Source organism: Mesobacillus zeae, from assembly GCF_003570705.1.
GTDB classification, from domain to species: Bacteria; Bacillota; Bacilli; order Bacillales; family Cytobacillaceae; genus Mesobacillus_C; species Mesobacillus_C zeae.
The window spans coordinates 1-25,063 of the sequence record NZ_QWVT01000030.1 but is presented as its reverse complement, the minus strand read 5'-3'; the positions used below and the strand labels follow the sequence as shown (position 1 = coordinate 25,063).

The 25,063-nt window shown below is 40.9% G+C and carries 23 protein-coding genes; 9 read left to right on the top strand and 14 right to left on the bottom strand.

What is annotated here, in order from left to right; all coding sequences use genetic code 11:
• Positions 1 to 110 precede the first annotated feature (110 nt).
• The 4 genes from D1970_RS17595 to D1970_RS17580 form a co-directional block, all read right to left on the bottom strand.
• Positions 111 to 866 carry an IucA/IucC family C-terminal-domain containing protein gene (locus tag D1970_RS17595; protein ID WP_181213481.1) on the bottom strand — a complete coding sequence of 252 codons (756 nt, stop codon included), beginning with the start codon at positions 864 to 866 and terminating at the stop codon, positions 111 to 113.
• Positions 856 to 1,680: an ABC transporter ATP-binding protein gene (locus tag D1970_RS17590; RefSeq protein WP_119114176.1), complete on the bottom strand. Its 825-nt coding sequence runs from the start codon at positions 1,678 to 1,680 to the stop codon at positions 856 to 858. Before D1970_RS17590 ends, D1970_RS17595 begins: the two co-directional genes overlap by 11 nt.
• A gap of 112 nt (positions 1,681 to 1,792) precedes the next feature.
• Complete coding sequence (locus D1970_RS17585) at positions 1,793 to 2,848, bottom strand: FecCD family ABC transporter permease (RefSeq protein WP_119114175.1); 1,056 nt, start codon at positions 2,846 to 2,848, stop codon at positions 1,793 to 1,795.
• Entirely contained in the window at positions 2,845 to 3,849 is a 1,005-nt protein-coding gene (locus tag D1970_RS17580) for a FecCD family ABC transporter permease (RefSeq protein WP_119114199.1), read from the bottom strand. The genes D1970_RS17585 and D1970_RS17580 overlap by 4 nt, the downstream gene beginning before the upstream one ends.
• A 233-nt stretch (positions 3,850 to 4,082) precedes the next feature.
• Here D1970_RS17580 and D1970_RS17575 point away from each other — a divergent pair, with 233 nt between their 5' ends.
• Positions 4,083 to 5,075 carry an ABC transporter substrate-binding protein gene (locus D1970_RS17575; RefSeq protein ID WP_119114174.1) on the top strand — a complete coding sequence of 331 codons (993 nt, stop codon included), beginning with the start codon at positions 4,083 to 4,085 and terminating at the stop codon, positions 5,073 to 5,075.
• Positions 5,076 to 5,277: 202 nt separating this feature from the next.
• On the opposite strand, the gene D1970_RS17570 is transcribed toward D1970_RS17575, so the two are convergent.
• Positions 5,278 to 6,780 (bottom strand): malate:quinone oxidoreductase, encoded by a 1,503-nt coding sequence (locus D1970_RS17570; protein WP_119114173.1) that lies wholly within the window; start codon positions 6,778 to 6,780, stop codon positions 5,278 to 5,280.
• 390 nt (positions 6,781 to 7,170) lie between these two features.
• Here D1970_RS17570 and D1970_RS17565 point away from each other — a divergent pair, with 390 nt between their 5' ends.
• The 3 genes from D1970_RS17565 (at position 7,171) to istB (ending at position 9,754) form a co-directional block, all read left to right on the top strand.
• A complete protein-coding gene (locus tag D1970_RS17565; RefSeq protein ID WP_119114172.1) occupies positions 7,171 to 7,671 on the top strand; it encodes a hypothetical protein in 501 nt (166 codons plus the stop codon).
• A 329-nt stretch (positions 7,672 to 8,000) separates the two neighbouring features.
• Positions 8,001 to 8,987: an IS21 family transposase gene (istA, locus tag D1970_RS17560; RefSeq protein ID WP_374978563.1), complete on the top strand. Its 987-nt coding sequence runs from the start codon at positions 8,001 to 8,003 to the stop codon at positions 8,985 to 8,987.
• Positions 8,984 to 9,754: an IS21-like element helper ATPase IstB gene (istB, locus tag D1970_RS17555; protein ID WP_119114171.1), complete on the top strand. Its 771-nt coding sequence runs from the start codon at positions 8,984 to 8,986 to the stop codon at positions 9,752 to 9,754. The genes istA and istB overlap by 4 nt, the downstream gene beginning before the upstream one ends.
• A gap of 263 nt (positions 9,755 to 10,017) precedes the next feature.
• Here the strand turns inward: istB and D1970_RS17550 are convergent, their stop codons facing one another.
• Positions 10,018 to 14,034 (bottom strand): NACHT domain-containing protein, encoded by a 4,017-nt coding sequence (locus tag D1970_RS17550; RefSeq protein WP_119114170.1) that lies wholly within the window; start codon positions 14,032 to 14,034, stop codon positions 10,018 to 10,020.
• A gap of 359 nt (positions 14,035 to 14,393) precedes the next feature.
• Here D1970_RS17550 and D1970_RS17545 point away from each other — a divergent pair, with 359 nt between their 5' ends.
• Entirely contained in the window at positions 14,394 to 14,627 is a 234-nt protein-coding gene (locus D1970_RS17545; RefSeq protein ID WP_119114169.1) for a MerR family transcriptional regulator, read from the top strand.
• 2 nt (positions 14,628 to 14,629) lie between these two features.
• Complete coding sequence (locus D1970_RS17540; protein ID WP_119114168.1) at positions 14,630 to 15,238, top strand: site-specific integrase family protein; 609 nt, start codon at positions 14,630 to 14,632, stop codon at positions 15,236 to 15,238.
• An 81-nt stretch (positions 15,239 to 15,319) separates the two neighbouring features.
• Here D1970_RS17540 and groL read toward each other — a convergent pair whose 3' ends face one another.
• A complete protein-coding gene (groL, locus tag D1970_RS17535) occupies positions 15,320 to 16,954 on the bottom strand; it encodes a chaperonin GroEL (protein WP_119114167.1) in 1,635 nt (544 codons plus the stop codon).
• 54 nt (positions 16,955 to 17,008) lie between these two features.
• Positions 17,009 to 17,293 (bottom strand): co-chaperone GroES, encoded by a 285-nt coding sequence (gene groES, locus D1970_RS17530; protein ID WP_119114166.1) that lies wholly within the window; start codon positions 17,291 to 17,293, stop codon positions 17,009 to 17,011.
• A 316-nt stretch (positions 17,294 to 17,609) separates the two neighbouring features.
• On the opposite strand from groES, the gene D1970_RS17525 reads away from it, so the two are divergent.
• Both D1970_RS17525 and D1970_RS17520 read left to right on the top strand, forming a co-directional pair.
• Positions 17,610 to 18,347 carry a CPBP family intramembrane glutamic endopeptidase gene (locus D1970_RS17525; protein WP_119114165.1) on the top strand — a complete coding sequence of 246 codons (738 nt, stop codon included), beginning with the start codon at positions 17,610 to 17,612 and terminating at the stop codon, positions 18,345 to 18,347.
• A complete protein-coding gene (locus tag D1970_RS17520) occupies positions 18,344 to 18,544 on the top strand; it encodes a YdiK family protein (protein ID WP_119114164.1) in 201 nt (66 codons plus the stop codon). Before D1970_RS17525 ends, D1970_RS17520 begins: the two co-directional genes overlap by 4 nt.
• A 67-nt stretch (positions 18,545 to 18,611) precedes the next feature.
• Here D1970_RS17520 and D1970_RS17515 read toward each other — a convergent pair whose 3' ends face one another.
• Together D1970_RS17515 and moaC are read right to left on the bottom strand one after the other, a co-directional pair.
• A complete protein-coding gene (locus tag D1970_RS17515; RefSeq protein WP_119114163.1) occupies positions 18,612 to 19,262 on the bottom strand; it encodes a redox-sensing transcriptional repressor Rex in 651 nt (216 codons plus the stop codon).
• A 27-nt stretch (positions 19,263 to 19,289) separates the two neighbouring features.
• Positions 19,290 to 19,784: a cyclic pyranopterin monophosphate synthase MoaC gene (moaC, locus tag D1970_RS17510; protein ID WP_119114162.1), complete on the bottom strand. Its 495-nt coding sequence runs from the start codon at positions 19,782 to 19,784 to the stop codon at positions 19,290 to 19,292.
• A gap of 144 nt (positions 19,785 to 19,928) precedes the next feature.
• Between moaC and D1970_RS17505 the strand changes: the two genes are divergently transcribed.
• Positions 19,929 to 21,857: an ABC-F family ATP-binding cassette domain-containing protein gene (locus D1970_RS17505; protein WP_119114161.1), complete on the top strand. Its 1,929-nt coding sequence runs from the start codon at positions 19,929 to 19,931 to the stop codon at positions 21,855 to 21,857.
• A gap of 293 nt (positions 21,858 to 22,150) precedes the next feature.
• Here D1970_RS17505 and tsaD read toward each other — a convergent pair whose 3' ends face one another.
• From tsaD to tsaE, 4 genes are read right to left on the bottom strand one after another with little or no spacing between them, the layout of a single operon-like run.
• Positions 22,151 to 23,176, bottom strand: a complete 1,026-nt coding sequence (gene tsaD, locus D1970_RS17500; protein WP_119114160.1) for a tRNA (adenosine(37)-N6)-threonylcarbamoyltransferase complex transferase subunit TsaD — start codon at positions 23,174 to 23,176, stop codon at positions 22,151 to 22,153.
• The gene (rimI, locus tag D1970_RS17495) at positions 23,173 to 23,625 is read right to left on the bottom strand and encodes a ribosomal protein S18-alanine N-acetyltransferase (RefSeq protein WP_119114159.1); all 453 of its coding nucleotides are present in this window, start codon (positions 23,623 to 23,625) and stop codon (positions 23,173 to 23,175) included. Before rimI ends, tsaD begins: the two co-directional genes overlap by 4 nt.
• Before the next feature lie 14 nt (positions 23,626 to 23,639).
• Complete coding sequence (gene tsaB / locus D1970_RS17490; protein ID WP_119114158.1) at positions 23,640 to 24,338, bottom strand: tRNA (adenosine(37)-N6)-threonylcarbamoyltransferase complex dimerization subunit type 1 TsaB; 699 nt, start codon at positions 24,336 to 24,338, stop codon at positions 23,640 to 23,642.
• Positions 24,319 to 24,789, bottom strand: a complete 471-nt coding sequence (gene tsaE / locus D1970_RS17485) for a tRNA (adenosine(37)-N6)-threonylcarbamoyltransferase complex ATPase subunit type 1 TsaE (protein WP_119114157.1) — start codon at positions 24,787 to 24,789, stop codon at positions 24,319 to 24,321. Before tsaE ends, tsaB begins: the two co-directional genes overlap by 20 nt.
• Positions 24,790 to 25,063: the final 274 nt, after the last annotated feature.

Genomic DNA, 25,063 nt, shown 5'->3' with positions numbered 1-25,063 from the left:
CATTATATTCATAAATCGTTTTCTTCCATAAAAAATCAAAATCCAGCCACGATTTTTTCAAAAATGCCCTGAAAAACTGCAAAAGAAGTCTACCACAAAAGAAATCTATTTTAATTTTTCATTAATTGCCGGCAGGATAAGGGACATATCTTACAGTAAGTCTGCTTTTCTCCCAGCTGATACGAAAAACAGCAAGATTTCCTGATGCGGACTGTTTCATTTAAGTCCTTTGACAATACAGGCTTACTATTTTTGAGGGGATTCCGACTGCACTTGCCGAACAGGCTCCCCGGTGCCAAATTGACAATATAATCAAAATCGCTTTGTATTCGCGGATCAGAGGATTGTTCAAGTACATTTTCATAAAGCCAAAATATATATACAGCAATATTTTCCCACAAAACTAATTTTGAAACTTGGCCAGCGTTTGCGAGTGAGTCAAGAACAGGAAATACAATATGCTGAAACAGATGCTCTAATGCTTCCTTTCGCCACTCTTCCCTGTCCCCCCCTTGAAATTCTACCGCTTCTAGGTTTTTGACATAATACTCAGGCAGCCAATTGCCTTTGCTCTTATTGTTTATAAGTATAACTGCATCTAAAGATAATAGCAGCCTTTTGTTCCAAACCGTCAGCGCGTATAAATAAATCACTGCTACAAAGGCGAAGCGCTTCGTAAAAACGGAGGCGGCTACCCTCAAATCAGGTGCCTGGACTTCCTGTTGGACCTCTTTTAGGAACTGATGAACTTTTGCCTTATCAATAATGTGGCCGATATTTACAGCAGGAGCCTGGATATCTGCATTGGAAGAAAAGCGGAAGCGCTCAAGCTTTTCTGCTTCCTTTAACGTTAATTTAACCGCCACTGGCAGCCGCCGCCGTCTGGATGATACACCTTCCTCTGCCGTACGGAATGCAAAGCGGAGTACCGAACAGCGGGTCCGTTGCCACTTCACACTCCATGCCAAAGACATGCTTTACCATCGTGGTATTGATTACCTGTTCAGGTTTCCCCTGGGCATAGATATTTTGGTCCTTGATGGCCACAATATGATGGGCATAGCGACAGGCTAAGTTCAAATCATGAAGAACCATGACCACTGTCCGTCCTTCTTGTTCATTCAATTCAAACAGGAGGTCAAGTATTTCTATTTGATGTGTCATATCAAGATAGGTGGTTGGTTCATCAAGGAGAATGATATCAGTATCCTGAGCGAGCGTCATGGCAATCCAAGCCCGCTGGCGCTGCCCTCCTGACAAGGAATCCACCGCACGGTCCTGCAATTCCTCAAGACCTGTCGCTTTTAAGGCAGCCTGTACCTTGGACTGATCTTCTGCAGACCATTGCTTAAGCCATGATTGATGGGGATATCTTCCCTGCCTGACAAGCTGCAAAACGGTAAGGCCCTCCGGAGCTGATGGTGATTGCGGCAAAATCGCCATCCTTTTAGCCACCTCTTTGGTTGACATACTAGAAATGGCAGACCCTTCAAGTAAAACAGCCCCAGACTTCGGGTTCAGCAAACGGGCAATCGACCGAAGGAGTGTCGATTTTCCACAACCGTTCCCTCCAATAAAAACAGTTATTTCTCCTTTAGGAATCTGAAGGTCCAGTTCCTTTATGATAATGGCGTCACCATATGAAAGCGTCAGTTTTTTCGTTTCAACAGCCTGACTCATTTTACTCCCACCTTTTTAAATAACTTGTTCTTGTCCATTGGCGCATGCCTGCATAAAATGCAGATGAAAGTATATTTTGCAGAGGTGTCCGTAATCTAATAACAAAAGGCCTCTAGGAATTCCGGGTTTTATAAAGCAAATATATAAAATAAGGTGCTCCAATACTGGCGGTAAAGACGCCTGCCGGGATTTCAAGCGGAGAAAATAGCATGCGCCCAACTAAATCAGCTCCCATTATCATAATTCCGCCAAGGAGTGCTGAAACTGGCAATAACGCACCAAAGCCGGGACCAACAAGCCTTCTTGCCATATGTGGCGCCATTAAGCCAATAAAGCTTATTCCGCCGGCAAATGCAACTGATCCGGCAATTAATGCTGTACTGACCAGAAGCAAAATGAACCGCTGCTTCTGCACCCGCTCCCCAAGACCCATCGCTACATCATCACCAAGCTCCTGTACATTGACATTCCTTGCATAAATGAATGCAATTAATAGAAAGCTGATTGTCCACGGAGCAAGGATGGCGACGTTTTTCCAGGTTGATCCATATACTGTCCCGATGATCCAAATGTTCGCCTGGCTTGTTTGGTAGATAGGCCCCAGAACCATCATCATCGTGGTTAAGGCTTTCATTAAAGACATAACTCCGATCCCAATCAGGACGAGGCGAATCGGCGATACACCGTTTTTCCATGCCAGTAAATAAACAAGAAAAGCCACAACAGATGCACCAGCAAACGCGGCGACTGGCATCCAGTGTATACTTACCGTCAAGGAATGATTTTTATCACTAAAGAATGCCAAAAACGCGACTACGGCAACTGAAGCTCCACTGGTAATCCCCAACATATCAGGCGATGCCAGCGGATTCCGGATCATTCCCTGAAGGATTCCCCCTGCCGCAGCAAGACCCATACCAGCCAATAGCGCAACCATAATCCTGGGCAGCCGGAACGTTTGCACTACGAGCCTTTCCATTTCAGTGCCTCCGCCAAAGAACACCTTGAAAACATCCAAAGGGTTTATTTTCATTTCCCCAAGCCCCGTACTGAATATAATTAGCGCACCCGTTACAAGTAAAAGTACACCAAATACACGCATTGCCCGGCGGTCCAGCAGATAAGTTATTCTTTCATTCAATAAACGATAGCTTTTGTAATTCCTCATTGCCTATTGAACCCCTTCCTGGCAATGTAAATAAAAAATGGGGTGCCTATGATTGCTGTCATCACCCCGACCGGAACTTCCTGGGGCATGATGATATATCTTGATGAAATATCAGCCAAAAGCAAAAGCACACCACCAAGGACACCGGAATAAGGGATCACCCATCGATGATCCATTCCAACGATAGAACGTGCAAGATGAGGAATAACAATCCCGATAAATCCGATAGGACCGGCAATGGCCACCGCTCCCCCGGAAAGCATGATAATGATCGCCCCAATGCCAATTTTTAATAGTCCCGTATTGACTCCCAGTCCTTTAGCAACATCCTCGCCCATTGATAAAACATTCAATTTTGCGGTCAACAGCAATGAAAAAATCCAGCCTGCAGCTAAATATGGCAGAACAGCCGTCAAGTTTTCCAATTTCCTTCCGGCCACAGAGCCTGCCAACCAAAACAGTACCTCTTCAAGGACAGCTTCGCTTAAAACCAGAACGCCCTGGGTAATGGAAGCGAACATTGCTGTAATTGCTGCCCCGGCAAGGGTAAGCTTCATCGGGGTTAATCCTTCCCTGCCTATAGATCCAACAGCATAAACACTTACGGAAGCCACAGCCGCCCCTAAAAACGACAGCCATGTGAAAAGTTCTAGATTGGAGTTGCCAAAGACAGTGACAGCCACGACCACGGCTGCGCCGGCACCGGCATTGACGCCCAAAATATCGGGAGATGCCAGTGGATTTCTCGTCAGCGTCTGCATCAGTACACCCGCAATGGCCAAGCTAGCGCCGACTGCAGCTGCAATTAATGAGCGCGGCAGCCTTACAGATTCGATGACAATATGCTCATTTGATCCGTTGAAATTGACGAAAGCGTCGATGGCTGTGCTCCAGGTTGTATCTGTATATCCATACACAATGCTTGCGCACATTAAAAATAAAAGAATGATGATAGCGATCAAGAAGCCTAACCACTTCTGACCTGTGTTTTTTAATAGCATGGTTATCCTTTCCAATCCACTTACTCCATTTTCTCACTACATAAAGTCTAGTTAAATAGGCGTTCTATGTCAATGACTATGATAATCATTTTCAGTTAAAAAAGGGAACTTTTTTAAAACGGAAATTACTTGCTGAGATTTTTTATTTAACAGTTGACTTAGTTATGCGTTCATTCTAAAATACAGGATGTAATTGATAATGATTATCAATATTATTAGGGAGGATACATCACATGAAAGGTATGAAACAAATAATCGCAATGTTTTCAATCATTGCCCTCTTTCTTCTTGCTGCTTGTGGGAATAATACGGAAGAAACCGCTTCAGACAAGAAAGGTGAAAAGACGGATCGCACAGCCTATACCGTTGAGCATGCTATGGGAACGACAAAATTGGATAAGGCTCCGAAAAAAATTGTCATCCTTACAAATGAAGGCACTGAAGCATTGCTGGCTCTCGGAATAAAACCGGTGGGGGCAGTGCAGTCATGGCTCGGCGATCCATGGTATGACCATATTAAAGACCAAATGGATGGCGTTCAAGTAGTTGGAACAGAAAGTGAAGTAAACCTCGAAGCAATCGCAGCCCTAAAGCCTGATCTCATCATCGGGAACAAACTGCGTCAGGAAGCTGTTTACAGCCAGCTTAACGCCATCGCGCCTACAGTGTTCTCTGAAACTCTAAGAGGAGATTGGAAAGAAAACTTTTCATTGTATGCAAAAGCTTTAAACCTTGAAGATAAAGGAAACAAGGTGATTGACGACTTTGATGCACATGTCGAAGAGGTCAAAAAAAATCTGGGTGACCAAGTTAACAAGAAAGTCTCAGTTGTCCGTTTCATGGCAGGAAAAACGCGTATTTATTACACAGAATCATTTTCAGGAGTTATTTTTGACCAGCTCGGGATGAAACACCCCGAACATCAGGCAGAGCTTTTCACCCCGGACAATAAGCTTGGCAATCTTGCTGTTGAAGTAGGCAAAGAGGTTACCCCAAAAATGGATGGTGACGCTATATTCTATTTCACCTATGCTCCTGAGGGAGACAAAGAAGCTTTGAACACCGCAAAAGAATGGACAAACGATCCGCTTTGGAAAAACTTGAATGCCGTTAAAAACGGAAATGCGTATCAAGTAAGCGATGCAACCTGGAACACATCTGGTGGCGTTGCTGCCGCAAACATTATGCTCGATGATCTCGAAAAGCTTCTAACTAAAAAGAAATAAAGATGAAAAGAACCAGCATGTTTTCCATGCTGGTTCTTTTCATCTAAATCCTTGCAGCAACTGAAAATGGCGGGTATGCCTACACAATTCGGCATTGACGAACTCGAAATCCCTTCTGCAATATGAAACGATTGTCCACTAATGAGAAATGTTGCTTAAACTTTTTCATTCAATACCTTGGTTGGTTTCTACTTCCAAAGAATTAACTATAGGCCAATTCTTTTTCGGCTAGACCAAGCGTCTGTGCTGTTGATGTTTGAATTTCCTGTAAAAGCTCTGGGTTTTCCACTAGTGACATGCCATAAGAAGGGATCATTTCTTTTATTTTCAGTCCCCACTCCATCATATGTTGTGGGAAGCATTTTTCTAATACCTCAAGCATAACGTGAACGGCGGTAGAAGCACCCGGAGAAGCACCGAGCAATGCAGCGATCGAGCCATCACCTGAACTGACAACTTCCGTACCAAATTGAAGTGTTCCCTTACCGGATGCTTCAGTATCTTTGATAACTTGCACGCGTTGGCCTGCTACCACTATGTCCCAGTCCTCTTTTTTGGCGTTCGGGATAAACTCGCGTAATTCTTCCATGCGCTTTTCATGCGATAACATAACTTGCTGAATCAGGTATTTTGTCAATGGCATCTCTTTTGCACCTGCCGCCAACATAGTGATGACATTATTAGGTTTTACGGAACCTAACAAATCAAAATTCGAACCAGTTTTTAAGAACTTTGGTGAGAAGCCGGCGAACGGTCCAAACAGCAATGTTTTTTTGTTGTCAATATATCTTGTATCAAGGTGCGGAACAGACATTGGAGGAGCACCAACTTTAGCTTTACCATATACTTTACCATGATGTTGCTCTACGACTTCCGGATTGTTACATACCATAAATAGTCCGCTTACCGGGAATCCGCCAATATGTTTTGACTCAGGAATACCGGTTTTTTGTAGTAAAGGCAAGCTTCCGCCCCCACCGCCGATAAAGACGAATTTTGCAGTATGGTATTCGATTTTGCTGCTATCGATATCATGCACTTTTACTTCCCACAAGCCGTCGCTGGTACGTTTGATATCCTTGACACTATGCTGGTAGTTAATCTCGACGTTTTTACTCTTTAAGTGATCAAACAACATGCGTGTTAGAGCACCAAAGTTAACATCCGTTCCAGAGTCGATTTTTGTTGCCGCTATCGGTTCACTTGATGTACGCCCTTCCATGATAAGCGGAATCCATTCCTTCAGTTCTACAGGATCATCGGAAAATTCCATCCCTTGGAATAGGGGATTGTTTGAAAGCGCTTTAAAACGTTTCTTTAAAAATGATACATTTTCTTCCCCTTGTACTAAACTCATATGAGGGATTGGCATGATGAAGTCCTGTGGATTACGGATCAGATTGCTGTTTACAAGATAAGACCAAAACTGTCTTGAAAGCTGAAACTGTTCATTAACTTTTATTGCTTTACTAATATCTATAGCTCCGTCAGATTTTTCGGAAGTATAGTTAAGCTCGCATAGCGCGGAATGGCCCGTACCTGCATTATTCCATTCGTTGGAGCTTTCCTCTCCAGCGTTTGCGAGTTTCTCAAACACTTTGATTTCCCATTCCGGTGCTAACTCTTTCAGTAATGATCCCAAAGTCGCGCTCATGACCCCGGCACCAATTAAGATAACGTCTGTTTCCTTCTGTATCTTACTCATAATACCCTTCCTTATCCCCTTTATTTGCAAAAAAGAGTAGCACTCCTGCTTAGGTGTCACAAAAAGCAAGGCGCCACCCAGGAACATTCTTTTTTGTCTCAATTATAACCATATCATATTCTATTATAATTATTTACAGATGAAATAATCTTCTATTCTCTGATAATTATAAACTATTTAAAGCTGGTAAAAAAGTGAAATGCTTTTCCATAAGGTCCAAGGAGCACACAAACCTAAAGACTTATATCAATTTCAAATTTCATAGTACTAGGATTAATTGCTATTTCTTGTAATCTCATCAGGATCCCTCTGGTATAATTAAGGTGGCTGAGTCAGGAGAGATCCTGGCTTTTTTGTTAGCTAAACCTCTATTAAAAGGATGTCGATTAAATGGCAATCGCAAAAACTCTTTTAATTCAAATTGATTGGGAAGGACCATTTAAACAAGAAGAATTACCTTCATTAAGGAATGAAGAAACTGATTATGGTATTTATCAGATTTATGGCAAGCATCCTGTATACGGTAAAGATGTTCTTTTATATATCGGTAAGGCAGATTCCCAAACAGTAGGGAAAAGGATTTCTCAAGAAAATTGGCTAGACACAAATGACTCTAATAATTTAAAGATTTATGTTGGACGACTACATGGTGCTGCTACTCCTTCAATGGAACAGTGGTCAAAACAAATTGACTTAGCTGAGAGATTGCTGATTTATGTTCATAAGCCAGCATATAATGCTAGAAGCTTATCAACATTACCTGATTCAGAAATAAAAGATATACATATACTCAATTGGGGAAATCACAGAGATCTCTTACCTGAGCTTTCCGGACTTAGATGGACAAGTAAGTTAGATTTTTTAGATTATGATGTTTATCGTTGGTTATAAGAAAAGCAGAAATATTAATTAGATACCAGTTATTCATCCAAAAATCTAACTACCGTCCCCTATCTAAAACCTCAGGCTAAAAAGTTTGAGGTTTTCAATTTTCTTATCAATTTGTTTTTCCCTCTTATCACTCTTTCTTCAAAATCCGCTTAATATCATACAAAGCTTCGTTGTTATTCCAAACTTACCAATCCAGATTGATAAGGTGGTCCGTTTGATCAACAATCCTTCCCCAGTTCCGATTAACGTAATAACACACGATCAGCATGGTCAGGAAATTTAAAGCAAGAAATCCCAGAATTAAAGTACTCGCTAAACTCATTTGTCAGATGACAATTCTACGAGACTTCGTTCGCCCGCATCGAAAGCAGCCAAAGAAACAGGCAACCTTACGATATGAAACCCCACCTGGCAAACAGGCGCAGGTAGACTGGGCCTATGCCGGAGCCTATGATGTAGACGGTACCCCGAAGGATGTCTATGCGTTCGTCATGATCCTTGGGTACTCCCGAATGAAGTATGTGGAGTTCACGACGGACATGAAGCTGGAAACACTCATGAAATGCCATATGAATGCGTTCGCTTATTTCAATGGCGTGCCGGAACAGATTCTCTACGACAATATGAAAACGGTGGTGCTGAAACATAGTCCAGTAGAGATTCGTTTTAACCGCCAGTTCGAAGACTTCCTCGCCTATTATGGCATCGTGCCAAAGGCCTTCCGGCCTAAGCGTCCGCAGACAAAAGGAAAAGTCGAGCGAACGGTTTTATACCTCAAGCAGAACTTCTTCCAGCGTAAACATGAACCGACACTCGCTGCCTTAAATGAGAACGTCCGTAAATGGCTGGACAGCACTGCAAATCGGAAACCAAACCAGACGACACAGGAACCACCGGTTCAACGATTGGAAGAGGAACAGAAACTCCTGCAGCCTTGGGGATGTAAGCCTCTGTTTCCAACGAGTCGTTGGGAAACGCGAGAAGTAACTCGGGATTGTTTTGTTTCCTACCTTGGCAAGAAGTACTCCGTTCCATTTCGCTACGCCGGACGGACCGTGAAACTGAAAATTACGCTAGATCATCACATTGAAATCTATGATGAGCAGGAACTCATAGCCCAGCATCCGATTCTGACGGGCAAAGCAACAGTTCATGTCCAAATTGGCCACTATGACGGATTAAAAGAAAGGGAGCAGAAAGACGTGAATCTCAACGGTTTGGCGACCCCTGATTCACCATCTACTGCTCCAGCTTCACACGTTGAAGCACGTCCCCTTGCCGCATATGCGTTATATGAGGATGGTGATCACGCATGAAGAATCAGCTCGAAGAGCGATTACAGCAGCTTGGCTGGAATCATACGGCTCACCTTTTGGACGACTTAGTCGAAAGTGCTTCAAGAGATAATGTATCATATTTTGAGTTTCTCGACACCGTTGTTTTACGGGAATGGGAGAACCGGCAGTCCAATGAATTGCAGAAACGAGTCAAAAGGGCCAAGCTGCCCTTTACGAAGACTATCCATGAGTTTGATTTTTCGTTCCAGCCCAGTATCAGTGAAGTGCGGGTGAAAGAAACCCTTACCTGCCGGTATATTGCCAACGGAGAAAATCGAATCCTGCTTGGCCCTCCCGGTGTAGGGAAAACCCATTTAGCCGTTTCATTTGCGGTAGAAGCGCTTACACAAGGGAAACGTGTTCTTTTCCTTACCGCCGATGAGTTGGAAGCAGAGTGCCGGAAGGCGGAGAAACAAAACACCATTTCCCGGCTTGTTCGCCGTTTGAGCCGCCCGGATTTATTGGTAATGGATGAAGTCGGTTACTTTCCTTTCAGCGACATAACCGCTAACCTCTTTTTTCAAGTGGTGTCCAAAAGGTACGAACATGGGGCGATGATTCTCACGTCGAATAAATCATACGTAGAATGGGGAAAAGTCTTTGGAGATGACGTATTGGCAACGGCTATTCTAGATCGGCTCCTACATCATGCGGTCACCTTTAACATCAAAGGAGACTCTTATCGATTGAGAGAAAAGAAAAAGGCAGGGATTTTCCCTGCCAGCCTGACACCAGAAACAGTGTAAATGGGGAATTTTATTCCGTTAAAAAAGAGGAAAATTAAAACGCTGTTGACACTTTAACGCATATTCTTATCAAAAATAAAATCAAATCCTATTGTTTTTCTAACGACTTCTTAAAAACACAAAAACACCCAAAAACGTTGTTTTCTCACGTCTTCAGGTGTTTTCAATTTGACTCGAATGAACGCAAATTGTCCTAATCATACCTAGAGTCGGTACAAATAAGGTCGTAAGAAGTCTTCTGGGAAAAGGTATTATAGGTGGGATTAATAAGGTAAATTCATTACGTAAGGCTTTATATAATATCCCTTTTTATTTAACTCTTCAGATTGATTATTAAAAAAATCAATCGCCACTTGCTTTTCTTTAAAAGGGCGTTGGGGTTTCCTGTAATCTTTTTCCCATTCTTCACTTTCAAACCAGGCTACTAAATAGATTCCACTACACGTACTAGAATCTTTTAAATATCTATCAGCTAATTGATTAACCATAGCAGTTTTCAATTCTTTATTCCAATTACCTTTAACTTCAATTATACAAGTAATTTTATTTCCATTCGGAGCTATGGCATTTACATGTATATCAGTCCTCTCACCTTCTGAACTAGGTCTTGATGGTCGCCACTCTACCTCCCTATTTAGAATTACATTTTGTCTTTCAACGTGATGTTTCATCCTATTCATTAAATATGTAGAGAATTCATTTTCTCCCCTAGGCTTTATATATTTATCATTTGGTATCCACAATAAAAATAGTTCAGAATTCTCACCATGTAAATCATTTTGAACTGCATTCAGTACATTCATTAATACGCTTACTAATTCTTCTTCAGTCTCAACAATTCTAGAATTACTATTCATTAATATTGTAATGAAATCTTCCGGGTTTACCTTAATAGGATTTTTAGAAAAATACGTCTCTCTAGCATTTTGTAATATATTTCCCCAATATGAGTACATACTAAAATTCCGTTTCAATGTTTCTATATCTCTATAACTAGCTATAGTTGCCTCATCTATTAAAGCATTTAATAAAGAATTTTTTAGTGAATGAATATGATCCTCCTCACTCATAACACCATCCTTAAATACTCTATCTAACTTAATATCAGGATAAATATTTTCTAGCATCTGATAGAGTAATAAATAATCCCGCTTTGGTATATTAGATATAGTATCCCTCATTCTAGATTTAGCAATTACCAATAAAATTTCTTTACAAAACATTGGATAATCAATCATCTGTGGAAATACACATTCCCATCCTTCATTCTGTTCTAACAGTACTTCTGCAGTTTGAATTGCAATATCTAATCTCGACATTTTTAATATTCCTTTTTTCAAGAAACTAATAATATCCCTATGACCCACTGAAATTAATAAACGACAAATCTCTTGATATAAATTCTTATTAGTTATTTTATGTTTATACAAATTATCTTTAAGGTAATCGAAAATAACTTGGTTGCCATATTTTTTTATATCTTCGCTCAATCTATATGGGTAGTCTGACTTTTTGTTTATTATATTAATTCTCAAAATGATTAATTCGTTAAACTCCTCTGGAATTAAATCATACAAATAGTCAGTTATTTTATTCTGCTGTTCTTTCTCTACACTTCCTGTATTAATAGGGGCATTTATTATTACTGCTAACCAGATTTTCAAAGTTTCCTTTGAAATATTAGAAATATGTTCTCTTTCATATTCAAAAACCAAGTTAAAGGTATAAAATAGGCTAATCTCATAATAAGACCAATTTCTTTTTTCTAAATACTCATTAGGATTAAAGTCTATTTCCAGCATGTTTTTTGCTTGTACAATAATCTTAGATTTTAATGTATCTGGTAAAATATCGAAGTTTGAAATTAATTTTTCATAAGATATCGAATTATCCAAACTAATATTCTGTAACAAATGTACCCAATATGAAGATTCTCCTGAATCTATTTTTTCAATTAATTCTTCTATAGTTGGTATTGAAACTTTTTCTTCTTTATCCATTTTTATACTTTCTAAATATTGTCTTTTATAATGCTTTGAATAATAGTCTTCTAACTCCCAAGCATCGAATAAGCAACAAGTTATTTGAGAATTAAAATTATTATTCATAATTAATTTATTTAGCTTCATAAATAAATCTTGGTCATTATATATATCATTCTTTAATAGATTGACTACCATAACTAATAAATTGCTAATTTTATTTTTATTAACCAAGTTTTCAATAATCCACTCTATATCTTCAACTTTTAAAATCCCTGCATAACTATTTAAGGGAATGGAAGTTTCCATTAAATAATCAATTAACTGTCTACGATCTTCAGTATTTAAAATAAACAAATATCTATAGATTTCATACTCTATATCATCAGAAAGTAAAACTTCAATAAATCTAAATATAGAATCTCTATATTCATCTATTTGAGCCAATTTAATAGCTGAGCAATACAACCTATCTGTCAGTTTATTCAGATCATAATCATCTGGTATCTTACAATTCTCTATAATATACTCTGTAAAATCTAAAATTTCACCAACTGTAAAATCCCTTTTTTCCAAATTATATAATAGCGACCTATAACTCCCTAAAAAATTTGTATTATGAGGTATTCTAATATTTTTTAATAAATCTTTAAAAGATATAAAATTTGGCCATAGTTCATTTAAAACGATTCCCGTAATCTCATCATCTGGATCTTCTAATTCTAAATACTCCAATACATTTATTTTTTTCTCACTAGGTGCTAACTGAATTAAGGTTTTGATGATATTTTTCATTACCATATAATCCTTAATCTCTTTAGAAGCTTGTTCTACAAATAAGTAAAGCTTAACTAAATTACAGTCTTGAATTATCTTTAAAGCTTCTAACTTCGCATTATTATCTCCGACTTCAAAATTTTCTATAATAAGTTCTTCTATTCCATCAAAATATAAAAACTTATACTTATTGTCTAAGTAAACATTAGATTTATAGTCTGCAATTGATATTTTCCAAAAAATATTTTTAACCACTTTTTCTCTTAATTCAATCGGGATTTCAAATTCGATTTCAAATAATATTTCAGGCTGAGATTCAATTATAAAATTTAATAAATCTTTTCTTTCATCCAATAACCATGAAATTACGCCCAAATACTCTTTAGAAATCGAAACGTACTCTCTCAATCTAATTACAAATAGATTTTTTATAACTTCTAAATCTATATTAAGAGTAATGATAGCTTGCGCAGCTAAATACTCACAAATCATCTTATGAGACCATGTATATAAACCTTGACCTATATCAATAAAAAGACTTGATTTTAACGTTTGTTGTAAAGATACATATGTAATCTTAGAAAATTTTTTCTCCAATTGCGGCTGTAATTTTATCAACTCTAAATATCCATTTGCTTTTTCAATCGAAGTAGAATTAATAATATTTAAATTACTTGAAATGATTGAAACCAACGCTATTATTTGAGCAATTTCTAATAAATCACTATGTGAAATAGTTGGTGAATTATAGAATTGCCTAGTTTGATTATATTCCTGACATAATATCTCTGCACCTTTACTAAATAAATCTTTCTTCGAAGTTGGTATTGAGTTATCGCGTTTGTATAATGACAAAAGCATTTTCAAGGTATAAGGATGCATAGTCAAAGATGATATTTTTGCACTTTTCACCGTACCCCAAAATATTTCAGAATTAATTCGTTCAGTTTTGAGAGCTAACTCTATTTGCGTTGACGTTAGTGGGGTTAGAACTAAAATATTTTTTTCTTCAAAATCACTTTTTTTAACATTTAAGATTTCCACAAGCCGAGAACTAATAAATTCTGGCCATTCAGAGGATCTACAAGTCATTCTTATAAAAAGATTATCTTCATAAATGGATACTAAATAATCCAATATATTATTAACATTATGTTTTGTCTGTATAAGCGCTTCATCTATAGCATCTAAAAAAATATAAACTCTTTCCTTCCGATTATTTTGATTCCATTCAAAATAATCATCTGTCAGAGTAATCTTTTCTTCAAGCCATCTTCTATCTATATAGTCTCGTAGATTAATAAAAATTGCCTTGTGGTTTTTCTTAATCCATTCATATTCAGCAAACAATGTATTACTTTTTCCTATGCCTGGTTCACCCAGTAATACTAATAATTTTTCATCTTCTTTATCTGATAAGTGACATATTTTATTTGAATTCAATCTTTCATCAAAAAGTCCTTCAAAATCATAATTAATTGTAACTCCCCTGTGTCTCCAGTATCTCTTCCAATCATACATTTCAAAAACCTCCAACCTTATTCCATTACATTATATACCAATATAATTCGATATTCTGAAAATCGAAATATAAATAAGATCCTCTAGGGCTTAGTTCAACAGCAACAATGAAAAAATACTATACACATGTATCATCATTCAACCTCTCTCTTTGAAAAAGCATTTCATATTCCCTAATGATTATTGTCTCTCTCGATTAATCCGCTCAGATAAAAAAATCATAAAAAAATAAAAAAATGTATCCCAAGTACTTAAAACGGCTTTAAACACAGGCTATAATATTTTTCAGAATTTAGCCGGTTAATTCAAACAAATTAAAAACTTATAAAAATTAAAAGAACAGGAGAATTAAAATTACAATGGATAACAAAAAAATATATACATCTTGGGAGTCACTACCAGATACTTTAACAGCACTGCATATTTCACAATTTCTTGGGATTTCAAGAAGAAGGGTCTATGAGTTATTTCAAACACATGTAGAACACGGCGGTATTCCCAACTTTTCGATTGGCACTTCAAAAAGGGTAGAAAAATTAGACTTTAAGCAATGGATTAAGCAGCTAAAAGGGAAAAGCGAGGTTAATCCATAATTATGAAAGGACATTTTAGAAAAAGAGGATGCAAATGCAATCCTAACAATTGTATTTGCAATAAGATGTGGTCTTTTGTAATAGATGTAGGAAAAGACCCTGAGACAGGTAAAAGGAAGCAAAAATCTGGGAGTAACTTTAAAACAAGACAAGAAGCCGAGGCAGCATCAGCCGCACTAATTACTGAAGTAAACAAAGGTACATTTATTAAAAAATCAGATATATTATTCAAAGATTGGGCTAACGATTGGTTACCACTTTATATAGAAAGAAATGGACCCAAGCTGGGAACTATTCGTCTAAGACAATACAGCATCAAAAAGTTATTGCCTTACTTCTCCTATTTAAAGCTAAAAAACATCACAGAAGAGATGTATCAATCAGCGTTGAATGATTTAAAAGGCAAAAATTTTTCTAAAAGTATGATTGAAGGGGTCCATACTACAGCAAAAATGATTTTTAAAATGGCTGTTAGTAAAAGAATGCTTAAAATAGATCCAACAACAAATGCTTATATTAAAAAAGACGAGCAAATCATTATTCATGTAACCCAAGAAATGAAAAAAGAAGCTTCCCACAAGTTTACTCAACTCATGAGAAGCCTCCATTAAAATCCTCTATGTTAACAAAATGTTAACATCACACCCTCATCTTACATAAAACCCAGTCATACCAAGGGTTGAGGGCGTTTATTACATCATGCCGCCCATTCCACCCATGCCGCCCATGTCAGGCATACCCATGCCTGAGCCAGCTGGTTCTGGTTTGTCAGCAACAACTGCTTCAGTTGTCAGGAACATAGCCGCTACGGATGAAGCGTTTTGCAGTGCGTAACGTGTAACCTTAGTTGGGTCAACGATACCGGCTTCGATCATGTTAACCCACTCGCCAGTTGCTGCGTTGAAGCCCATACCGACTTGCTCGCGCTTCAGGCGGTCAACGATAACAGAACCTTCAAGGCCTGCATTGTGTGCGATTGTGCGGACTGGCTCTTCCATTGCACGAAGGACAATGTTCACACCAGTAGCTTCGTCGCCTTCAGCCTGGATTTCAGATACTTTAGTGTATACATTCAGAAGGGCAACGCCGCCTCCGGAAACAATACCTTCTTCAACAGCAGCACGTGTTGAGTTCAGAGCATCTTCAATGCGAAGCTTGCGCTCTTTCAGCTCAGTTTCAGTCGCTGCGCCAACCTTGATGACTGCTACGCCACCAGCCAATTTAGCCAGACGCTCTTGCAGCTTCTCACGGTCAAATTCAGAAGTTGTTTCTTCAAGCTGAACGCGGATTTGGTTAACGCGGCCAGCGATGGCTGCGCTGTCTCCAGCACCTTCAACGATTGTTGTGTTTTCTTTTGTAACCACGATTTTAGAAGCGCGGCCCAAAGAAGTGATTGATGCGGATTTAAGGTCACGGCCAAGCTCTTCCGTGATCACTTCACCGCCTGTAAGTGCAGCAATGTCTTCAAGCATAGCTTTACGGCGGTCACCGAAGCCAGGAGCCTTAACAGCAACTGCATTGAATGTTCCGCGAAGCTTGTTGACTACAAGTGTCGCAAGTGCTTCACCTTCAACATCTTCAGCAATTAGAAGCAATGGCTTACCTTGCTGCACAACTTGCTCAAGCACTGGAAGGATTTCCTGGATGCTTGCGATTTTCTTGTCAGTGATCAGGACATATGGATTGTCAAGGACAGCTTCCATTTTGTCGGAGTCAGTTACCATGTATGGAGAAGCGTATCCACGGTCGAACTGCATCCCTTCAACAACATCCAACTCTGTTGTGAAGCCTTTTGATTCTTCGATTGTGATAACGCCGTCGTTTCCAACGCGCTCCATAGCTTCAGCAATCAGTTGGCCGACTTCCTGGTCAGCTGCAGAAATTGCTGCAACTTGAGCGATGGAAGCTTTGCCTTCGATTGGCTTGGAAATCGCTTTAAGCTCTTCAACAGCAAGTTTAGTTGCTTTTTCGATTCCTTTGCGGATACCCATTGGGTTAGCGCCTGCAGTAACGTTCTTCAGGCCTTCGCGGATCATTGCCTGTGCAAGGACAGTTGCAGTCGTCGTTCCGTCACCGGCAACATCGTTTGTCTTGCTGGCAACTTCAGCAACAAGCTTCGCACCCATGTTTTCGAATGCGTCTTCAAGCTCGATTTCTTTTGCGATAGTTACACCGTCATTTGTGATAAGCGGTGAGCCGAATTTTTTCTCAAGAACCACGTTGCGTCCTTTTGGTCCAAGAGTTACTTTGACAGCATCTGCAAGTGCATCAACACCGCGCAGCATGGAGCGGCGGGCTTCTTCACTGAACTTAATTTCTTTTGCCATTGTAAAATAACCTCCTCATAATAATCGCTCTATTTATGTGTTAAGACCGACTGACTATTCAACAATAGCCAGGATATCAGATTCGCGCAAAATCAGGTATTCAGTAGCCTGGAATTTCACTTCTGTGCCAGCGTATTTTGAGAAGATAATGCGGTCGCCAACAGCTACTTCAAGGGCTACGCGCTCCCCGCTTTCAAGAACTCGGCCTGTGCCTACAGCTACTACTTTGCCTTCCTGAGGCTTTTCTTTAGCTGTGTCGGGTAAAACGATACCGCTAGCAGTTTTTTCCTCAGACTCAACAAGCTCGATTACAATACGATCACCTAATGGCTTGATCAAGTGAAACAACCTCCTCAAAAAATATGTAATGATTCATTTATTAGCACTCTACTCAGATGAGTGCTAACACAATTTATATATTAATGAATCTCCCATTGTTTTGCAAGCGTGAAACAAAATTTTCTTCGCATTTTTTTTCGCCTGTATCAGTATCCCATCCCCGCCTCATTTTAACCGTTTTTCTAAAATAATTAATTGTTGCAACTGCTGTGGTTTGAACTGTATGTATCCCAATAGTAGAATGGTACATAACCGCCGTATTTATTATCGGCCTGAATCCTAGGCTCTCTTAACAAGCTTCAAAGGAGATATGAGTTTGAAAAAAGAATATTGGATTATACTTATTGCTTATATCGCAATGCAATTCTCCACGATTATTGGCGTTCCGCTTGTCATGTTTATTGGCAGCCTGATGGGCAACAGCCCTGCGGAAATGAAGATTCCTGCAGTGGCCTTCTGGCTTATTTTCAGCTTTGCGGCAACGCTTCTCATCGTCTTGTTCCTGCTCCGAAAAGAATTCCGTAGGGACAGTGAAACAAGGAACATAGCAAATATCCCGGTTTCCATGGGCTGGGCGTTTGCAGGAGTGTTTCTCGCATTGATAGCCCAAGCCACTGCCGCGAGCATTGAATCTGCCATAGGCGTTGAAATGGGATCTGAAAATACAGCGCAAATTCTACGGCTGATCGAAAGCTTTCCGTTCGTCATGCTTGTCAGCTCGGTAATCGGCCCCATTCTGGAAGAAATCGTCTTCCGGAAAATACTGTTTGGAAGCCTGTATAAACGATTCAACTTTCTCATAGCGGCTTTAGGCAGCTCGGTCATCTTCGCCCTTGCACACGGCGAACCTGAACATATTTTGCTATATTCCGCCATGGGCTTCACTTTCGCTTTCCTTTATGTAAAAACAAAAAGGATTCTCGTTCCTATCTTCGCCCATGTCGCAATGAATACTTTCGTTGTCCTCGTCCAATCCGTTTACAAGGAAGACATTGAACGGATGATGAGGGAAGCGGAGAAAATTCAAGGATTTATTGGAGGATTTTTTCTATGAGGCAATCACCGCTCATCTCTGGGATTTTCTACATCCTGTTTGGTTTTCTGTTCACTTACTTTGCCATCGTGAATGTCAGCGATTCTGGCTGGGGATTCTGGGCCTACATGCTTGTCCTCGTTGCAACCTTTGACTTCGGGTCAGGTATACGCATGATGATGTTCCATTTCAAGTTGAAAAAAGCCCAGAAAAAATGACAAAAAGCCTCTTTACGTAAGAGGCTCTTTTCATAGATATACGGGCTTTGCCTTAAAGGCCAACCGTTTACTCTTCATCACTTGTTGAATAATGTTTAAGGAAATAGATCAGTGACTGCAATTCAACAGCCAGGTCAATATGGTGAATCCGGATATCGTTCGGGACATTGAGCCGTGCCGGAGTAAAGTTCAGGATTCCTTTAATATTGGCAGCCACAAGCCGGTCAGTGATTGGCTGCGCCACGGAAGAAGGCACCGTCAAAATAGCTACCTGTATCCCTTCTTTGACAAGTTTTTCATCGAGTTGATCCATATGATAGACTGGAACATCTCCAATATTTGTTCCAACCTTTCCTTCATCAACATCGAACGCAATCTCGATCTTAGTATTGTTATTCTTCGAGAAATTGTAATTCAGGAACGCTGTGCCCAGATTACCAACCCCGATGAGGGCTACCTTTGTTGTTTCATCCTGGTCGAGAGTCTTCCTGAAAAATGTCAGAAGATAATTCACATTATAACCATAACCCTTTTTTCCAAGCGCGCCAAAATAAGAGAAGTCCCGGCGGATCGTGGCAGAATCGACCTTTACCGCTTCGCTAAGCTCAGCAGAGGACACTCTTTGTTTTCCAGATGAATGCAGGTTCAGTAAAAAGCGGTAGTACAATGGCAGCCGTTTTGCAGTAGCCTGCGGAATCTTCATATTCTCATTTGTCATTCGCAAACCTCCTTTCTCGAATGGGCATTACTTAAGTGGCGTTTCTCTTTTAAAATCGCCATTTTTGCCGCCTGTTTTTTCGACAAGGTAAGTCTTGCCGATTACCATGCCTTTATCAACAGCCTTGCACATATCATAAACGGTCAGAGCAGCAGCACTGGCAGCTGTCAACGCTTCCATTTCAACACCAGTATTGCCTTTCGTTTTGACCATTGTTTCTATGTTCAGCCTATAGTCAGCCTCTTCCTCTTCCCATGAAAAAGATATATCAATTCCGGTAAGCGGAATAGGATGGCACATTGGGATGATTTCAGATGTCTTTTTGCAGGCCATAATGCCCGCAACTTGGGCAACAGACAGGACATCGCCTTTTTTCATAAGATTCCCGGTCACTTTTTCGTATATTTCCCGGTTAACCGTGATGCTAGAATGCGCAACAGCCGTTCTTGTCGTTTCCGGTTTGTCGCTTACATCCACCATCTTTGCCCGGCCTTCATGATTGAAATGTGTAAAGTCTGCCATAAATTTGCTCCCTTCATCAAAATAATACACCATTTTGTAAAAATTGTGTGTGAAACATTGCTCCACTTAGCACTTTATTCACAGAAATTGCCGTTAACAAGGGAATCAGGTACACTGTCATTAAGCAATTGAGGTGAAAAATTTATGATTTTATTACAAGTAAACCAGTTAACAAAGTATTTTGCTGCTGACCTTATTTTATCGAATATCAAGTTTGAAATACAGACACAGGATCGGGTAGCGCTTGTCGGCAGGAATGGCGCGGGCAAATCGACGCTGTTAAAGATCCTGGCCGGCCAGTCCTCTTATGATTCCGGAGAAATTATCCGTCCAAAAGGAGTATCCATTGGCTACCTTGCCCAGAATACCGGGCTTGAATCAGAGCTTTCGATTTGGGATGAAATGCTGAACGTTTTCAATGCTCTCCGTAAAATGGAGCAGGACTTAAGGAAGCTCGAGGAAAAAATGGCGGATCCCTCCCTTCATTCCGATCATGACCTTTATGAGCGGATTTTAAAGGAGTATGACCAGCTGCAGCTTGAATTCAAGGACAAAGGTGGCTATCAGTACGAAGCAGATATCAGGTCCGTCCTGCACGGCTTGAAGTTCGCTTCCTTCGATTACTCGACCAAAATTTCTTCACTGAGCGGCGGGCAAAAAACAAGGCTGGCCCTTGGGAAATTATTGCTGACCCGCCCTGATATCCTCATTTTGGATGAGCCTACAAACCATCTTGACATTGAAACGCTCTCCTGGCTCGAGCAGTATTTGCAAAGCTACTCCGGGTCAGTCCTGATCGTTTCCCACGACCGTTATTTCCTGGATAAAGTCGTCAATCAGGTATTTGAACTTTCACGTATGACATTAACAAGGTTCAAGGGAAACTACAGTGCATATCTGGAGAAAAAAGCGGCGAACTACGAACGCGAAATGAAACTTTTTGAAAAGCAGCAGGATGAGATTTCCAAGCTTCAGGACTTTATCCACCGCAACCTGGCACGTGCGTCAACGACCAAACGGGCTCAAAGCCGGCGTAAACAGCTGGAAAAAATGGATCGGATGGACAGGCCTTCCGGGGATGAAAAATCTGCTGCTTTTTCATTCGATATCGAACGGCAAAGCGGAAATGATGTGCTTGCCGCAGAGTCAGTTGCTGTAGGGTATGAATCCGAAAGTGTTTCCTCCAAGATTGCTTTCCACATCAACAGAGGCGACAGTATCGCTCTTGTTGGTCCTAACGGTGTTGGTAAATCAACCTTGTTAAAGACGATTGTCGGAAAGCTGCCTTTACTTAATGGAGAGATCAGGACAGGTTCAAATGTTTCTATCAGCTATTACGACCAGCAGCAGGCTGACCTGACCTCCAATAAAAAAGTGCTGAATGAACTGTGGGATGAATACCATCTAAAGCCGGAAAAAGAAATCCGGACCGTCTTGGGCAACTTCCTCTTTTCAGGTGATGATGTATTGAAAAACGTATCCACACTAAGTGGCGGCGAAAAAGCACGGCTTGCCCTAGCAAAGATGATGATGGAAAAAGGGAATTTCCTCATTCTTGACGAGCCGACGAACCATCTTGACCTGGATAGCAAGGAAGTGCTGGAAAACGCGCTGATTGACTACCCAGGCACAATCCTGTTCGTCTCCCATGACCGCTACTTTATCAATCGGATTGCCACAAAAGTATTTGAATTAAATAAACATGGCATCATTGAATACCTTGGTGATTACGATTATTATCTCGAAAAAAAGCAGGAGCAGGAGGAATTGCTTGCCCTGTCTATTGCAGAGAACCAAAAGATTAGCTCTCCCCAAACTGCATCCGAGAAAAATACGTACCATCAGGATAAGGAAACCAAAAAGCTTGAGCGCCAGCGAAAGCGGCGCCTGGAAGACGTTGAAGCCTCCATTGAGGCATTAGAAGAAAAAATTGCCGGATATGAGGAAGTTTTATGCGATCCCGATGTATTCCAGGACCATGAAAGAGTAGCCGAAGTGAACAGTTTACTTGAACAGGCAAGGAACGAACTCGATTCATTTATGGAAGAATGGACAGAGTTAGCTGACGCTTAATCCTATCCCATTTTTAGGCTGTGAGTGTACAGGCGGAGCAGATAGATGCTCCGCCTCTTATCATTTAGAAGAGAATGGACAGCCTTATCCCCCGTTTTTTTAGAAAAAGAAAAAACCCCGGAGTCTCCGGGGATATCTATCCACAGTTCTATTCACATATTGAAACGGTTAACAACAAGGTTCCAATTAGTTTTCCACATTATCCACAAAATCCATACAGGTTATCCACATTATCCACGGTAAAAACACTTCTTCAAGGTTTATCCACACTTAAATTTTATTTCAGAAGATGATTAGTTGTGGATAGTAATTTCAAGTCCCGGGTTTCCGTTCAAAGTCATATCAGCGCGCTGGCCCTTTTCAAAGAAGATGCTGCCCGCTGCAGCAATCATTGCTGCATTGTCGGTACAAAGTGACAGAGGCGGTATTATCAGCTCTGTGTCCGGAAGTTCTTCGAACACAGCTGTAAGTGCTGACCTAAGACCTTTGTTTGCTGCGACTCCGCCTGCAAGCACTACTTGCTTGACTCCATATTCCCTGGCTGCCCGAGCCGTTTTCGTTACAAGAACATCAATGACACTTGCCTGAAAGCTCGCCGCAAGAGTCTCAGGCGCTATGATCTCATTTCGTTGCTCCGCATTATGGACAGTATTGATTACAGCTGATTTGAGCCCGCTGAAGCTGAAATCGTAAGATCCTGGCTCCAGCCATGCGCGAGGCAAATCAATCGCTGGGCTGCCTTCGTGTGCCAGCCTGTCGATATGCGGGCCCCCAGGATATGGCATGCCCAAAGTCCTTGCTACTTTGTCGTATGCTTCCCCAGCTGCATCGTCCCGGGTTTCGCCAATCACTTCAAAATGCCCGTGTTCCTTCATATAGACTAGCTCGGTATGTCCACCCGAGACAACTAGAGCGATGAGCGGGAACTCCATTTCCTTAACTAGTCGGTTTGCATAAATATGTCCGGCGATATGATGGACGCTGACAAGCGGAAGCCCATTTGCAAAAGCTAACGCTTTGGCACAGTTGACCCCTATAAGGAGAGCCCCAACCAAACCAGGTCCCTCTGTAACAGCAATCGCATCAAGATCGCCGATTGGCATGGCTGCCTGCTTCAATGCCTCCTCAAGGATGATTGTAATTTGTTCAACATGGTGCCTTGAGGCTATTTCCGGTACGACCCCGCCAAATCGTTTATGGCTTTCAATTTGTGAAGCCACAACATTTACGACGATTTCTCTTCCGTTTTTGACAATCGAGACGGCAGTTTCGTCACAGCTAGTCTCAATCCCCATTATGAACTGATCTTTTTTTGTCATGATAAATTCACCCACATTACAATGGCATCTTCCATATTATCAGTATAGTATTGCTTTCGTATCGCTCCATCTTTAAATCCAAGCTTTCGGTATAAGGACTGGGCCGGCTGATTGCTAACCCTCACTTCAAGTGTCATTGTTATTACTCCTTTATCTGCGGCAATCTCCATCATTTTCCGCATCAGTGCTTCTCCCAGACCAAGTCCTCGATATTCAGGAAGCAGGGCAATGTTGGTAATATGAGCTTCGTCCACAATGATCCACATACCACCATAGCCAACCGTTTGCTGGTCGACATCCACAACGGTATATACAGCAAACTGATTTTTGATCAGTTCATTGTAGAACGCTTCTTTGCTCCATGGCGTCGCAAAGGATCTTGATTCGATTTCATATATACTGTCGATATCCTTGATCGCCATACTGCGAAAATCAATCGTTTTATTCATGTCAAAATCCCACTTTATTTTTTATTCTGTGCTTCGATCCATTTTGCTTCTGCCTCAGCAAGCCGGATATAGTTAGGTACAAACTCGTGGACAGGCTCAGCTTCCCTTTGACTTCCCAAAACAGCCAGCTCGCCCGGACGCGGGTTGTTGCCCGTAGGTCCTGTGAATTTTGCTCTGGCTCCCAATGCTTCAGTGATTGCCTGTTGATGGATGCCCAAGTCGTTTCCTGCAAACAAAACATCTGCCTGCATTTCATTTAACCGCAGGGCCCAGTCAGACGCCATGACAAGCTGATCCTCGATGACCTTCCTTATACTGCCATCTTTGAATTGGTACAACCCAGTATAAATCTGCCCTCTGCGAGCATCAAACAACGGCGAGATAAATCCATCGAAATAACGGCCGGCTGATGCTGCCAGTACTTCAAGGGAAGAAACACCTGCAATCGGTATATTTAGCGTCCATGCGAGCGTTTTAGCAATGGTTACACCGATTCTGACTCCTGTATAGGAACCTGGCCCTTTCGCGACAACAATCTTTGTTAGGTCGCCTGGTGCTACACTGCATTCCTCCATCAGGGATTGAATAGCCGGCATGACTCTGACCGAGTGATTTTTTTTCAGATTGGAAATATACTCGCCCATCACAACATTGTCATCAAGCAGCCCAATTCCCAACACATAATTGGAAGTATCAATAGACAGGATTTTCATTGAAAAACTCCTCACATACTTGTTCATAGCGACGGCCGATCGGTTTAACTACAAGCTTCCTTGCCCCATCTTCACCATGGTAAAGATCGATGGCCAGACGCTCTTCTGGCAGCTGGGCTTCAATTAAATGAGCCCATTCCACCACCGTGACACCGTTCCCGTTAAAATATTCTTCAAAGCCCAGATCTTCAAATTCATCTTCTACGCGGTAAACATCCATATGATAAAGCCTCAGGCGGCCTTCATATTCTTTAATGATGGTAAAGGTTGGACTATTTACCGTCCTGGTGATTCCTAGCCCATCTGCAAGACCTTTTGTAAAGGTTGTCTTTCCAGCCCCTAAATCACCTTCCAGCGTTATGACAGCCCCTGGGAAGAGGAAGCCTGCAAGCCGCTTGGAAAACGCATGTGTTTGGCCTGGGTCTTTTGAAATAAATGTATAGCTGGCCATATTCCATCACCTTTTAAATTTGTTTGTCTATCTTTCCATTTTACCCGTATTTTTTGTTTTGCGACTTATTTTTTGGCCGCAATACAAAAAATCCTTAGGACCAATCCTAAGGAGTAAGGCTCTCTATGTAGTTTACACGATTTTTTGATTTGGGGCAAAAAGATGTGGCAGCAAATCCAGCGGGTATGTTTATATACAAAAAAAACGAAACCACGTTTCGCTTGCTGTTATGAAACTATGAAAATGGCGGTCCCGACCGGGATCGAACCGGCGA